This window comes from Nonomuraea insulae (assembly GCF_042656245.1).
The window spans coordinates 23,550-37,002 of record NZ_JBHSPA010000022.1; the positions used below are offsets into that span (position 1 = coordinate 23,550).

General features: G+C 70.8%; 10 protein-coding genes. 6 read left to right on the forward strand and 4 right to left on the reverse strand.

The annotated features are described in order from the left end of the window. Nucleotides 1–6 precede the first annotated feature (6 nt). The 4 genes from ACFPZ3_RS16075 to ddaH form a co-directional block, all read right to left on the reverse strand. Nucleotides 7–2,403, reverse strand: a complete 2,397-nt coding sequence (locus ACFPZ3_RS16075) for a PEP/pyruvate-binding domain-containing protein (protein ID WP_379514902.1) — start codon at nt 2,401–2,403, stop codon at nt 7–9. After that, nucleotides 2,400–3,776 carry an MDR family MFS transporter gene (locus tag ACFPZ3_RS16080; protein WP_379514903.1) on the reverse strand — a complete coding sequence of 459 codons (1,377 nt, stop codon included), beginning with the start codon at nt 3,774–3,776 and terminating at the stop codon, nt 2,400–2,402. The genes ACFPZ3_RS16075 and ACFPZ3_RS16080 overlap by 4 nt, the downstream gene beginning before the upstream one ends. A 131-nt stretch (nt 3,777–3,907) precedes the next feature. Further along, nucleotides 3,908–5,614, reverse strand: a complete 1,707-nt coding sequence (gene leuA, locus ACFPZ3_RS16085) for a 2-isopropylmalate synthase (RefSeq protein WP_379514904.1) — start codon at nt 5,612–5,614, stop codon at nt 3,908–3,910. Between the two features lie 181 nt (nt 5,615–5,795). Further along, complete coding sequence (gene ddaH / locus ACFPZ3_RS16090) at nt 5,796–6,542, reverse strand: dimethylargininase (protein WP_379514905.1); 747 nt, start codon at nt 6,540–6,542, stop codon at nt 5,796–5,798. A 38-nt stretch (nt 6,543–6,580) separates the two neighbouring features. On the opposite strand from ddaH, the gene ACFPZ3_RS16095 reads away from it, so the two are divergent. The 6 genes from ACFPZ3_RS16095 (at nt 6,581) to ACFPZ3_RS16120 (ending at nt 13,452) form a co-directional block, all read left to right on the forward strand. Beyond that, nucleotides 6,581–6,826 (forward strand): DUF2630 family protein, encoded by a 246-nt coding sequence (locus tag ACFPZ3_RS16095; protein ID WP_379514906.1) that lies wholly within the window; start codon nt 6,581–6,583, stop codon nt 6,824–6,826. 45 nt (nt 6,827–6,871) lie between these two features. After that, nucleotides 6,872–7,843, forward strand: coding sequence for a GNAT family N-acetyltransferase (locus tag ACFPZ3_RS16100; RefSeq protein WP_379514907.1), 972 nt, complete (start codon nt 6,872–6,874; stop codon nt 7,841–7,843). Between the two features lie 34 nt (nt 7,844–7,877). Then, nucleotides 7,878–10,019, forward strand: a complete 2,142-nt coding sequence (locus ACFPZ3_RS16105) for a glycoside hydrolase family 6 protein (protein WP_379514908.1) — start codon at nt 7,878–7,880, stop codon at nt 10,017–10,019. 122 nt (nt 10,020–10,141) lie between these two features. Continuing rightward, the gene (locus ACFPZ3_RS16110; protein WP_379514909.1) at nt 10,142–11,455 is read left to right on the forward strand and encodes an MFS transporter; all 1,314 of its coding nucleotides are present in this window, start codon (nt 10,142–10,144) and stop codon (nt 11,453–11,455) included. A gap of 9 nt (nt 11,456–11,464) precedes the next feature. Next, nucleotides 11,465–12,130: a response regulator transcription factor gene (locus ACFPZ3_RS16115; RefSeq protein WP_379514910.1), complete on the forward strand. Its 666-nt coding sequence runs from the start codon at nt 11,465–11,467 to the stop codon at nt 12,128–12,130. After that, nucleotides 12,127–13,452 (forward strand): sensor histidine kinase, encoded by a 1,326-nt coding sequence (locus ACFPZ3_RS16120; protein ID WP_379514911.1) that lies wholly within the window; start codon nt 12,127–12,129, stop codon nt 13,450–13,452. Before ACFPZ3_RS16115 ends, ACFPZ3_RS16120 begins: the two co-directional genes overlap by 4 nt. Nucleotide 13,453: the final 1 nt, after the last annotated feature.

Below are 13,453 nucleotides of genomic sequence, written 5' to 3' on the forward strand. Positions count from 1 at the left end.
GTCATTTTAGGGAGCGCCGGTGACTGTGCCGGCGTCTCCGTTGACCGTGACCATCTGACCGTCCTTCAGCACCGAGGTCGCGCGCCCGGTGCCCATGACGGCGGGGATGCCATACTCCCTGGCCACGATCGCCGCGTGCGAGGCCGTGCCGCCGGTGTCCACGACCACGGCCGCCGCCTGCTGGAACAGCGGCGTCCACGACGGGTTCGTGTACGGGCAGACGAGCACGTCGCCCGCCTCCAGCCGGTCGAACCCGGCGGGTTCCATGATCACCTTCACCGGCCCGCTCGCCACTCCCCCTCCGGCGGCCGCTCCCGTGACCAGCGCGTCACCGGTCTCGGCCGGCGGGAAGATCGCGGCGGGATCGATGAGCCGTACGCCGGACAGCTCCTCCCGCTTGGCCGCCCGCGCCCCGACGAGCTCCCGCAGCGGCCCGCTCTCCACGGTGGCCGGGTCCGCGATCCGCTCCAGCTCCTCCAGCCGCAGGTGGAAGACGTCGTCGTCCCTGTCGAGCACGCCTGATTCGCGCAGGCGGCGGCCCATCTCCAGCAACGACCTGCGCACGATCGGCTGCGGCATCATGAAGTAGAAGTGGCTGTCCTCGCGGAAGGCCACGCCCGCGCGGGCCGCCTTCACCCAGCGCGTGATCCGGGCGCGGCGGCGCGGGTTCGAGAGGGCGAGCAGGCGTTCCAGGGCGTCGCCGGGCTCCTTCCGCTCGGGCGGCCCCGCGGCCAGCGCCCTGACCAAGCCGAGGACGATCTCAGGAGCGTCCGCCCAGGTGGGCGGGGTGACGAGGATGGGGCTCACGGTCTCGCGGTGACCGTACTCCTTCAGGAACGCGGCCAGCTCCTGCCTGAACTCGGCTTCCTGAATCCCCGTGCGCCGCGCCACCTCGGCCAGATGCTCCAGCGCGCGGTTGGTGTCGGAGGTACGCGTACGGGCCCCGTGCAGCAGGTCGCCGAACAACGCGCGCCGCCCGAGCAGCCGGAGCGCCACCAGCAGCCGCAGCAGCGCAAGCCCGGTGCCCGGCAGGTAGTCCACCCGCAGGTCGGCCACGGGTTCCACCAGGGCGAGCGCCTGCCTGGGGACGCGCAGCAGCTCGGCCCACGGCATCGCCCTCAGGTCGCGGGCGCCCAGTTCCTCGACCGCCGCCAGGTAGTCGAGGAAACGCCGGTCCCGCGTCCAATGGGCGGGGTCGTACCTTCTGGCCTTGGCCAGCAGCCGGAACGGCGTGGCGAGCACCTTCACGGTCGGGCGCGGCGACGGCGGCAGGAGCCGGTAGACGACGCCGTCCTCCTCCTGGAGGAACCCGTCGAAGGCGCGCCGTATCCCGAAGGTGCCCATGACCTTGCCCATGAGGCCCGCCGGGCCGTACGGGAGCCAGGTGGACATGTCGATCGGGTAGGGCCGCTCGGGGAGGTACTCCATCAGGACCGTGGTCAGGCGGCGCTGGAACGGGTTGAGCCGGCCCACCGGGGGCGGCGGGAGGGCGGTCATCGGGCGGGCCTGCAGCAGGTGGACGCGGCCTTCCGCGTACGCCCACTCGATGTCCTGCGGCCGCCCGAAGTGCCGCGCCACCTCCCGCCCCAGCCTGACCAGCTCGACCAGCGCCTCCTCCGGCAACCGCTCGACCCCGCTCCCGGCCTCCTGCACGACTGCGCCGCCGGCCGCCTGGCCTTCGTGCACGACCCCACCGCCGGCCGCCTGGCCTTCGTGCACGACCCCACCGCCGGCCGCCTGGCCTTCGTGCACGACCCCGCCGCCGGTCGCGGCGCGGATGACCACCTCGCGGCGGCCGGGTGTGAAGTCGGTCTTCCCTGACGGAAGCACCACATAGTGATCCGGCGTCACCAGCCCGGAGACCACCGCCTCCCCCAGGCCGCTGCTGGCGTCGATCACGAGGCGCTCCCGGTCACCGCTGACCGGATCGGCGGTGAACATCACGCCCGCCATCTCGGCCTCGACCATGCTCTGCACGACCACCGCGATCCGCACCCCGGCGTCGTCGATGCCCAGCTTGGCGCGGTAGGCGACCGCGCGCTCGGTGTAGAGGGAGTCCCAGCAGCGGCGTACGGCGTCGAGCAGCGCGTCCTCGCCGACGACGTTGAGGTAGGTGTCCTGCTGCCCGGCGAACGCGGCTCCCGGCAGGTCCTCGGCGGTCGCGCTCGACCGCACGGCCACGGGCCCGCCGCCGAGCGTGGCATAGGCGCCGGTGATGGCCTCCCGGAGATCACCGGGCAAGGCCCGCGTCTCCCTGCCCCGTTCGTACGCGTACGTGGTGACAACGAAGCCACGAGGAACCGGAAAGCCGTTCCGGACGAGCTCCCCCAGGTTGGCGCCCTTGCCCCCCGCCGTGGGCAGGTCGCCGCGACCGAAGGCGTTCAGGGGTGCGACGAGTTTCAAGATCTCTCCTCGGCATAGGCGGTGGTACGCAGGGGGCGCGCCGGCAGCACCAGCGCGAGGACGAAAGCAATGGCAAGCAGCGGCGCCATGGCCGCGAAGACCGGGGGCACGGCCTCGGCGAACGCCGTACGGGCGCTTTCCCGCAGGTCGGACGGCGCGGTGCCGGAGATGCCCGACCTCGCGGTGATCAGGGCGCCCACCAGCGCGACCCCGGCCGAGGCACCGATCTGGCGCAGGAACGTCACCGACGAGGTGGCGGCGCCCAGGTCCTCGTACGCCACGGCGTTCTGCGCGGCCAGCACCATGACCTGCATGACGAGCCCGACCCCGAGCCCGGTCAGCAACATGGCCAGCGCGATCCCGGCCGGCGACGCTCCGGCGAGTGCGATCAGCCCCAGCCCCGCCGCCGCCAGGGCGGTGCCCACGACGGGGTAGGGCTTGTACACCCCGGTCCGGGTGATGAGCCTGCCGGACACGACGGTGGTGGTCAGCACGCCCCCCATGAGCGCGGTGACCAGCAGGCCGGCCTGTGTGGCGCTGGTGTGGAAGGCGATCTGCAGGTACGCCGGCATGTACGAGATCGTCCCGAACAACGCGAACCCGATGAGCAGGCTGATCACCATGGGCACCGCGAACGCCCGATCCCTGAACAACCGCAGCGGCAGGATCGGGTCCTTGGCGTACCGCGCGCTGACCAGCCACGCCACCACCCCCGCCCCCGCCAGCACCAGGTACGCGACATTCCTGGTCTGCCCTGCCATCACCACGCCCACCACGGCGACGGCCAGCGTGAGGGCCCCGGCGACGTCGAGCGGTTCCCGGGACCGCGGCCGCGGCAACTTGAGCGCGACGGTGAGCACGACCAGCGCCAGCAGCCCCAGCGGCGGATAGATGGCGAAGATCCACCGCCAGCCGAGCCGGTCGATGAAGAACCCCCCGATCAACGGCCCGCCCACGGCCGCCACCACGTACGCCGCCCCGATGAGCCCCAGGTAACGGCCCCGCTCCCGCGGGCTCACGACCTCCCCGATGATCGCCTGTGCCCCGATCATCAGCCCGCCCCCGCCTATGCCCTGCACGGCGCGGAAGGCGATGAACTGCGGCATCGACGTGGCCACGGCGCACAGGACGGCCCCGGTCACGAAGACGAGGATGGCGACCTGCATGGTGGGCTTGCGTCCGTACCGGTCGCCGAGCTTGCCGTAGATCGGCATGACGACGGTGGCGGCGACGAGGTAGGCGCTGACGACGGCGGGCATCTGGTCGAGCCCGCCCAGACTGCCCGCGACGGCGGGGAGGGCCGGCGCCATGATCGTCTGATCCAGGGCGCCCAGCAACATCGCCAGCATCACACCCGCCAACACGAGACCCATGGCACCGCCCCTTAGAGAACGAACCGTTCTCTAATGAGCATATGATTCAACTCTTAGAAACGCAACGTTCACTAATCTGGTCATACGAAAAGGGGCACGGCCCGGCCGTGCCCCTTTCGCGGTTCTGTGGGTCAGTGGGAGGCGCGGTTGACCGCGGAGATGATGGCCTTGAGGGAGGCGGTCGTGGTGTTGGCGTCGACGCCGACGCCCCACAGCACGTGCCCGTCGACCTCGCACTCCAGGTAGGAGGCCGCCTTGGCGTCGGAGCCCGCGCTCATGGCGTGCTCCACGTAGTCGAGGACGCGCGCCTGGATGCCGACCCGCGAGATGGCGTCGATGAAGGCCGAGATCGGGCCGTTGCCGGTGCCCTCGATCTCGCGGATCTCCCCGTCGAGGCGTACGTCGGCGTTGATCCGGTCCTTGTCGTCCACCGTGGACTCGTGGCGGTGGGCCATGAGGCTGAGGCGGCCCCAGCGGTTGGCCGGGTTGGGCAGGTATTCGTCGCGGAAGATCTCGAACATCGCAGCGGGGCTGATCTCGCCGCCCTCGCTGTCGGTGCGGGCCTGCACGACCTTGGAGAACTCGATCTGCAGCCGTCGCGGCAGGTCGAGCTGATGGTCGGCCTTCATGATGTAGGAGACGCCGCCCTTGCCCGACTGGCTGTTGACCCGGATGACCGCCTCGTAGCTGCGGCCGATGTCCTTCGGGTCGATGGGCAGGTAGGGCACCGCCCAGGTGAACTCGTCGACCGGCACGCCGGCCTCGGCCGCGTCGCGCTCGAGGTGCTCGAAGCCCTTCTTGATGGCGTCCTGGTGGGAGCCGGAGAAGGCCGTGTAGACCAGCTCGCCGCCCCACGGGTGGCGCGGGTGCACGGGCAGCTGGTTGCAGTATTCGGTGATGCGGCGGATCTCGTCGATGTCGCTGAAGTCGATCTCGGGGTCGACGCCCTGGGAGAACAGGTTCATGCCCAGGGTGACCAGACAGACGTTGCCGGTGCGCTCGCCGTTGCCGAACAGGCAGCCCTCGATGCGGTCGGCGCCGGCCATGTAGCCCAGCTCGGCGGCGGCCACGGCGCTGCCGCGGTCGTTGTGCGGGTGCAGCGACAGGACGATCGAGTCGCGGTGCCTGAGGTGGCGGTGCATCCACTCGATCTGGTCGGCGTAGATGTTGGGGGTGGCCATCTCGACCGTGGCGGGCAGGTTGACGATGACCTTGCGGTCGGGGGTGGGCTGCCACACCTCGTTGACCGCGTCGCACACCTCGACCGCGTAGTCCAGCTCGGTGCCGGTGAACGACTCGGGCGAGTATTGGAAGTAGACGTCCACGTCGCTGGCGTCGGCCAGCTTCTTGACCAGCTTGGCGCCCTCGACCGCGATGGCGGTGATGCCGTCCTTGTCCTGGCCGAAGACGACGCGGCGCTGGAGGGTGGAGGTCGAGTTGTACAGGTGCACGATGGCCTGCTTGGCGCCCTGGATCGACTCGAAGGTGCGCTCGATCAGCTCCGGCCTGGCCTGGGTCAGCACCTGGATGACCACGTCGTCGGGGACTCGGCCCTCTTCGATGATCTGCCGGACGAAGTCGAAGTCGGTCTGCGAGGCGGCCGGGAAGCCCACCTCGATCTCCTTGTAGCCCATGCGTACCAGCAGCTCGAACATCTGGAGCTTGCGGTGGGCGTCCATCGGGTCGATCAGGGCCTGGTTGCCGTCACGCAGGTCCACCGCGCACCATCGGGGCGCCTTGGCGATGATCTGGTCGGGCCAGGTGCGATCGGTCAGCCGAACCGGCTGATATGCCTGGTAGCGCTGGATCGGCATGGGGCTGGGCTGCTGAGCGGTCATGTCAGGTGCTCCTCGGTCGGTTTCAGAAAGAAAGCGGCCGACGCGCACGACTCGCTCCGCGGCGAGGGAGCCGGCCTTAGAGGCCCCCGCCGCGGCAGCTAAGAAGGAGTCCGCGCAGCATGCCATCGACGGTACCAGACGTCTCGCCGTGGACCGTCCGGCATCTCAGATCCTGAGAAGGTCAGTCGGCGACGAGAACGCTGAGGCAGGTCACACACCCTTCCAACTTCTCATACTCCGAAATATCCACCTTTATCACGATAAATCCGCGTCTTTCGAGCATTGTGGCGGTCTGCGGGGCCGAGGTGGACAGCAGGACGCGGTCACCGCCCAGCAGCACCACATGCGCCCCCGCCTCCTCCTCCGGCACGACCATCCCCGGCAGGTCCACACAACGCGGATCCCCGATGAACTTCCCGTCGGGCAACACGGTCACCGCCGACTTCAGATGCAACACGCCGCTCATGTCCACGGGCACGATCCGGCGCTCCGGCAGGAGGGCGCTGAGCTGCGTGATGCCCAGGGGATTCGTACGCGCGGACCTGCCGACGTACACGGTGGAGCCCACCTGCAGCACGTCGCCCCCGTCCAGCGTGCCCGGCGGCGCGATCCTGACCGAGTTCATGCCCAGCCCGCGCACGACCGTCGCCACCGACTCCACCTCCGGCCGCCGCTCAGGCGCCCCTGGCCTGGTCAGCACGGCGAGCCGCCCCGACACCACCACCGTGTCCTCGACGAACGGCGCGTCGGGCAGGTCGTCGGCGGGTGGCACGTACACGGGACGCCACCCGGCCCCGGCCAGCGCCGCCACATAGGCGTCATGTTGCGCGGCGGCCCGTTCGTGATCCACCGGCTCCCGTTGTAGATGCGTGACGATGCCCTCAGCGATCCTGGGGCCAGGCTTTCTTACCAGCGCCATACCAGACATAGGGCGTGTTCTATCACGCAGTGATTAGAGTCTTGGGCATGCGGGACGACGAGATTCTCACCAGGATCAGCGCTCTGGTCACCGAGGAGCACGAGCTGCGCGGCAAGCTTTACTCGGGCGAAGTGACCACCGACGAGGAGCACGCTCGCGTCAAGGAGCTGGAAACGGCCCTCGACCAGTGCTGGGACCTGCTCAGGCAGCGCCGGGCCAGGCGCAGCGCGGGCGACGACCCGGACAACGCGGCCGCCCGTCCCCCGGGCGAGGTGGAGAACTACCGCCAGTAAAAATCCGTTCGCCCCTGCCGGTACGCATGGGGTTGTCTTGACCCCATGCGGATCCAACCGATCGACCTCGACGCGGACGAGCTGATCAGCGGCCTGCACTCCGCCTACGTGGCCGCCACCACCGACGACCCGGGCCCCCGGATCTCCCTCGCCCGCTTCCGCCGCGTCTGCTGCACACCGACTCCGGGAGAGCGCCCCGAAGCGTGGTCGATCGTGGAGGAGGGCGAGGTCGTCGGCGGCTACGCGCTGTCGCTTTCCACGTTCGACAACCTCCACAAGGCGTCGGTCTTCCCTCTTACCGTGCGTCCCGAGCACCAGGGTCGCGGCCTCGGCTCCGCGCTGCTCGACCACGCGCGTGACCGGATGCGCACCCTCGGCAGGAGCCTGCTCCTCACCGAGACCCCGGCCCTCGGCGGAGGCGCCCGCTTCGCCCGCGCGCACGGCATGACGGTGGCGCTCACGGAGGCGCGCCGCACGCTCGACCTGCGCAAGACGGACTGGCCCGCCCTGGAGCGCCTGCTCCCCGAGGTCGAGGGCTACAGCCTCGAACGCTGGATCGGCCCGGCCCCAGAAGAGCTCCTGCCCGACCTCGCCGCGCTCATGAACGGCATGAACGACGCCCCGCGCGACAACGGCCTGCGTGACGTGACCTTCACCCCCGACGTGCTCCGCGCCCGCGACGAACTCGTTCCCGTGAGCGGCCAGACCTGCTACTCCGTGATCGCCCGCCGCGACTCCGACGGCGCCCCCGCCGGATACACGCGGGTCTACCTCGACGCCGGCCGCTCCGATCCCTGGGGCGAGCAGTCGGACACGACGGTGCTGAAGGAGCATCGCGGCCACCGCCTGGGGCTGCTGCTCAAGCTCACCAACCTGTTCTGGCTGCGCGACCGCGAGCCGCACCTGGAGCGCGTCATCACCTGGAACGCCACCTCCAACGCCCACATGCTGGCCATCAACGAGGCCATGGGGTTCGAACTCCTCGACGAATGGACCCAGTGGCGGCTGCCGCTGTAGTGGGCCGTCGCCGCGCGGGCTAACCTGACGCTCTATGACCTTGGAGGCGCTGAGAGACGGAGATCCGCGACAGGTGGGGCCGTACACGCTCCTCGGCCGGCTGGGCGAGGGCGGCATGGGGGTCGTCTACCTGGGGCAGGGCTTTGACGGGGCGCAGGTGGCCGTCAAACTGCTGCACGCCAGGATGGGCGCGAACGCCGACTTCAGGCGCCGCTTCGCCCGCGAGGTCGCCGCCGCCCAGCGGGTAGCCAGGTTCTGCACCGCGCCGGTGCTGGACGCCGACGTACGCGGCGACGTGGCGTACCTGGTCACGGAATACGTCGAGGGTCCCAGCCTCCTGGACGCCGTCCGCACGTCGGGGCCCCTGAAGGGCTCGGCCCTGGACGGTCTGGCCGCCTCCATGGCGATGGCCCTGCACGCCATCCACGGCGCCGGGGTGGTGCACCGGGACCTCAAGCCGTCGAACGTGCTGCTCTCGCAGGTGGGCCCCAAGGTGATCGACTTCGGGATCGCGCAGTTCGCGGACGCCGAGGTGAGCAGCCTGGTGCTGGGGACGCCCGCGTACATGTCGCCTGAGCAGGTGTCGGACGGCGACATCGGACCGGCCTCGGACATCTTCTCCTGGGGCTGTACGGTCGCCTTCGCCGCCGGCGGCCTGCCGCCGTTCGGCTCGGGCTCGGTCCCCACGGTCCTGATGCGCATCATCAACAACCCGCCGGACCTGCGCGGGCTTTCCGGCCCGCTGCACGACCTGGTGATGGAGGCCCTGGCCAAGAACCCCGCGGAACGGCCGACGGCGCGGGACCTGATGGATCGCCTGAGCGCCGGTGACACGAGCGGCATCCCCGCACCGCGGCCCAGCGCGGCAGAGTCCAGCGCGGCAGAGTCCGGTGCGGCAGGGATCGGTGCAACGGGGTCGGGCGCGGCGGGGTTCGGCGAAACGCCGACGCCCACGCCCGCCCCAACGCCCGCCCCCACGCCGTCGCCGACGGCCGGTGGCGAGGCCCGTGGCGCGGGGGCCGGTCGGCGCAAGCTCCTGGTGGCGGGCGCCGCCGTACTCGTGGCCGTCGGCGGCGCCTCAGCGGCCGTGGCCCTGAGCGGTGAGCACGCCACCACCCCCACCAATGCCACATCGGCGAAGGCCGAGACCAGCAGCGTCCCTCCCCAGAACCCCTTGCGAGAGGAGGCCGTCACGTTCTACGCCCCCTTGGAGCCGGGCGCGAGCCGCCAGGCGGCGCTGTGGGCAACGGATCGGCCGGTGGACGCCGCGCTCATGCGCAGGCTGGCGGCGGTTCCGCACGCCATCCGACTCAACCAGCCGGAGGTCAGGGCGAAGGTGGACGGCACGGTGACGGCGGCCACGCGGGCGGGCAAGGTGCCGGTGTTCGTGATCAACTATCTGCCGGACAGCGACTGCGTCCCCATGGGCGCCTCCGACATGACCGCGTACCAGGAGTGGATCAAGGGCATCGCCCGCCAGATCGGCCAGGCCGAGGCGGCGGTGATCCTGGAGCCGTCGAGCCTGGTCAAGATCCCGGGCACCAAGAACTGCGACCTGGCAGGCACCCCGGACCAGCGCTACCGTGACATCCGCCAGGCCGTACAGACCCTCAAGGCCAACCCGCGCACGGCCGTCTACCTCGACGGCAGCCAGGACTACTGGCCGGGCACCGAGATCATGGCCGAGCGGCTGATCGGCGCCGGGGTGGACAAGGCGGACGGCTTCTTCGTCAACACCGTGGGCTACCAGGCCACGGACAAGGCGGTCGAGTACGGCAAGGCCCTGTCCGCGTGCGTCGGCGTGCGGTTGAGCACAGGCGCGAAGGACTGCCGCAAGGACGCCGACGTGGACCCGGCGCTCATGCCGCACTTCGTCGTGGACACCGCCAGGAACGGCCAGGGCGCCTGGACCCCGAAGAAGCACTACAAGGACCCGCAGACGTGGTGCAACCCGCCGGGCAGGGGCGCCGGCGAGCGGCCCACGACCGAGACGGGTGAGGAGCTGGTCGACGCCTATCTCTGGGTGGCCAGGGCGGGCACGTCCAGCGGCCGGTGCAGGCGCGGGACGACCGGTGAGAAGGACCCCGAGCGCGCCGTCATGTCCCCGAAGGCCGGCCTGTGGTGGCCGCTGCTGGCACTCGAACGGGCGAAGAATGCCAACCCCCCGTTGCGCTGAGGTTAAGCGCGCGTAAGAAGCGCATGTTAAGCGGACGTTAGATCTGACGCCTACTCCCTTGTCCGAACATCCTTCTGGCGTAAGGCTCTGGCCAGCGACAAGAGCCCCCCAGGAGGTCCCTCGTGAACAAGGCACGCGTGCCGTGGAAGGCCGTGGTCGGCGGTTCCGTCGGCAATCTGGTCGAGTGGTACGACTGGTTTGTCTACAGCAGTTTCGCCGTCTATTTCGCCGCTTCCTTCTTCCCTGAAGGAAACGACACGGCGAAACTGCTCAACACCGCCGCCATCTTCGCCGTCGGCTTCTTCATGCGCCCGCTCGGCGGCTGGCTGCTGGGCCGCTACGCCGACAGGAAGGGCCGCAAGGCGGCGCTCACGCTGACCGTCACGCTGATGTCGGCCAGCGCCCTGCTGATCGCGATCGCCCCGACGTACGAGTCGGTCGGCTACTTCGGCGTCCTGGTGCTGGTGGTGGCGCGCCTGTTGCAGGGCCTGTCGGTCGGCGGCGAGTACGCGGCCAGCGCCACCTACCTCACCGAGGCCACCCCGCGCGGCCGCCGCGGCTTCGCCTCCAGCTTCCAGTACGTCTCCATGACCGCGGGCCAGCTCGTCGGCCTCGGCCTGCAGATCATCCTGCAGAACACGATGACCAAGGAGGCCCTGAACTCCTACGGCTGGCGCATCCCGTTCGTGGTCGGCGCCCTGGCCGCCGCGGTCGTGTTCTACCTGCGCCGCAGCCTGCTGGAGACGGAGGCGTTCGACGAGGAGGAGCGCGAGGTCAAGGCGGCCGACCGCGGCACGATCGCGCAGCTCCTGGCCCACAAGAAGGAGGCGCTGCTGGTCATCGCGCTGACGATGGGCGGCACGGTCGCGTACTACACCTACACGACCTACCTCACCAAATACCTGTCGAACTCGGCCGGCCTGCCCAAGGAGACGGCCACGCTGGTGAGCTTCTTCGCGCTGCTCATCTTCATGTGTCTGCAGCCGCTGGCGGGCGCGCTGTCGGACCGGATCGGGCGCCGGCCGCTGCTGGTCACGTTCGGGATCGGGTCGATGATCGGGACGGTGCCGCTCATGACCGCGCTCGGCGGCGTCACCGGCTTCACCGGCGGGCTGGTGCTCTCGCTCGTCGGCCTGATCATCGTCACCGGCTACACCTCGATCAACTCCGTGGTGAAGGCCGAGCTCTTCCCGACGCACGTGCGCGCCCTCGGCGTGGCGCTCCCGTACGCGATCTCGAACGCCCTGTTCGGCGGCACCGCCGAGTATGTGGCGCTGTGGTTCAAGGACAGCGGCATCGAGTCCGGCTTCTTCTGGTACGTCTCCGGCTGCGCCGCCGTCTCCCTCATCGTCTACCTCACCATGCGGGAGACCAGGGACGTCGCGCTCTCGCGTACCGAGCAGGCCGCGGGAGATTCGGTCCCCACGCGCGTCTAACCTGGCGACATGCGGGTTCTCCTGGTCGAGGACGACGATCGGCTCGCCTCCGCGCTCACCACGGCCCTCGCCCGGCACGGCCATCAGGTCACCCGGGCGGGGCTGGCCGTCGACGCCCTCCGCCTGGCGGGGGGCGCCGACTTCGTCCTGCTGGACCTGGGCCTGCCCGACATGGACGGCCTCGACGTGCTGCGCCGCCTGCGCCGGGTGTCGGCGGTGCCGCTGATCGTGGTGACGGCCCGTACCGAGGAGCGCGAGGTGCTGCGCGGGCTGCGGTCGGGGGCCGATGACTACCTGGTCAAGCCGTTCCGCGCGGTCGAGTTGATGGCGCGCATGGAGGCGGTGGTGCGGCGCGGCACGCGTCCGCGGCCACAGCGCGACGACGTGGTGAGCGTCGGCGACGTGCGCATCGACCTGGAGTGCCGGCAGGTCACGGTGGCCGGGGAGGCGGTGACGCTGACGCGGCGGGAGTTCGACCTGCTGGCGCTGCTGGCGCGCGAGCCCGGCGTGGTGCGCGGCAGGGAGGAGATCCTCGACGAGGTCTGGGGCGACCCGTTGTTGTCGGCGTCCAGGTCGCTGGATGTGCACGTGGCGAACCTGCGCTCGAAGACCGGCCGCCCCGGGCTGGTGGAGACGTTGCGCGGAACCGGCTACCGGCTGGGCTCGACCGCGTGAACTCCCGGCTGGTGGTGACGTTCACGACGTTGATCGTGTTCCTGGTGGCGGCGCTGGCGGTGCCGCTGGGCCTGGCCTACGCCTCGCACCGGACGAACCGGCTGCTGCTCGACCGCCGCGCCGACGCCACCCGCTTCGCGGAGCTGGCCGACCAGGCGGCGCGGGACGACGACCACACGGGGCTGATCTCCGAGATCAACCGCTACGCCGACCTGTACGGCGCCGCCGTCCGCGTACGCGACCGCGACGGCTCCACCCTCTTCACCGCCGGCCGGTTCGAGGCCGACGACCGTGACGCGATGCGCCTGGCCCTGGCCGGCCGCACGACCGAGGACCTGCCCACGATCAGCCCGTTCGGCCCGGCCACGGTGCTGCTGGCCGAGCCGGCGGGCCGGGACGCGCAGCTGACCGGCGTGGTGCTGCTGCAGGCCCCCGCCGACCGGGCGCGGCTGGACGTGACGCTGGTGTGGGCCGCGCTGGCGCTCGGCGCGCTGGTGGTGCTGGCCTACTCGGTGCTGGCGGCCAGGCGGCTGGCCCGCTGGATCCTGCGGCCGGTCACCGAGCTCGACCGCACCACGCAGGCGATCGCGCAGGGCCGGCTGGACGCCCGGGCGCATCCCGGCGTGGGCCCCTCGGAGCTGCGGCGGCTGGAGGAGCGCTTCAACCTGATGGCCGACGCGGTCTCCAGCGCGATGGAGCGGCAGCGGGCGTTCGTGGCCGACGCCTCGCACGAGCTGCGTACCCCGCTCACGGCGCTCGTGCTGCGGCTGGAGAACCTGGAGCCGCATCTGCGGCGTGAGGGGACGGCCGAGTTCGGGGAGGCGATGGCGGAGCTGGATCGGCTGTCGCTGCTGGTGGAGGACCTGCTGGTGCTGGCGAAGGTGGAGGCGGGCGCGGGGGTCGAGGGCAAGGAGGTCGGGCTGGGGGCGCGGCTGGCGGCCTGGCGGGAGGTGTACGGGGCGAAGGGGGTGCGCCTGGTAGGCGACATTTCCGAAATTTCCGTCGTTCCCGAAGCTGCAGCCCGAATCGCCGACATAGCCCTCGACAACGCCCAGAAGTTCGTGCCCTCGGGCGGCACGGTGACCGTCACCCTGGCCGACGGCGTGCTGCGGGTGGCCGACGACGGGCCCGGCCTGAGCGAGGAGGAGCGGACGGAGGCGCTGAGCCGGTTCTGGCGCTCGGGAGCCCACGCGAACGTGCCGGGCAGCGGCCTGGGCCTGGCCATCGCCGCCGAACTGGCCAGGGCGTGCGGGGCCACGTTGCGGCTGCTGCCCGCCGTACCGCACGGGCTGGTGGTGGAGCTGCGCCTGCCTCAGCCGTAGG

Excerpts from the sequence above, each read along its gene's own strand:
- ACFPZ3_RS16115 (WP_379514910.1), top strand. The coding sequence starts at position 11,465 with ATGCGGGTTCTCCTGGTCGAGGACGACGATCGGCTCGCCTCCGCGCTC.
- ACFPZ3_RS16095 (WP_379514906.1), top strand. The coding sequence starts at position 6,581 with ATGCGGGACGACGAGATTCTCACCAGGATCAGCGCTCTGGTCACCGAG.
- ddaH (WP_379514905.1), bottom strand. The coding sequence starts at position 6,542 with ATGTCTGGTATGGCGCTGGTAAGAAAGCCTGGCCCCAGGATCGCTGAG.
- leuA (WP_379514904.1), bottom strand. The coding sequence starts at position 5,614 with ATGACCGCTCAGCAGCCCAGCCCCATGCCGATCCAGCGCTACCAGGCA.
- ACFPZ3_RS16100 (WP_379514907.1), top strand. The coding sequence starts at position 6,872 with ATGCGGATCCAACCGATCGACCTCGACGCGGACGAGCTGATCAGCGGC.
- ACFPZ3_RS16080 (WP_379514903.1), bottom strand. The coding sequence starts at position 3,776 with ATGGGTCTCGTGTTGGCGGGTGTGATGCTGGCGATGTTGCTGGGCGCC.
- ACFPZ3_RS16105 (WP_379514908.1), top strand. The coding sequence starts at position 7,878 with ATGACCTTGGAGGCGCTGAGAGACGGAGATCCGCGACAGGTGGGGCCG.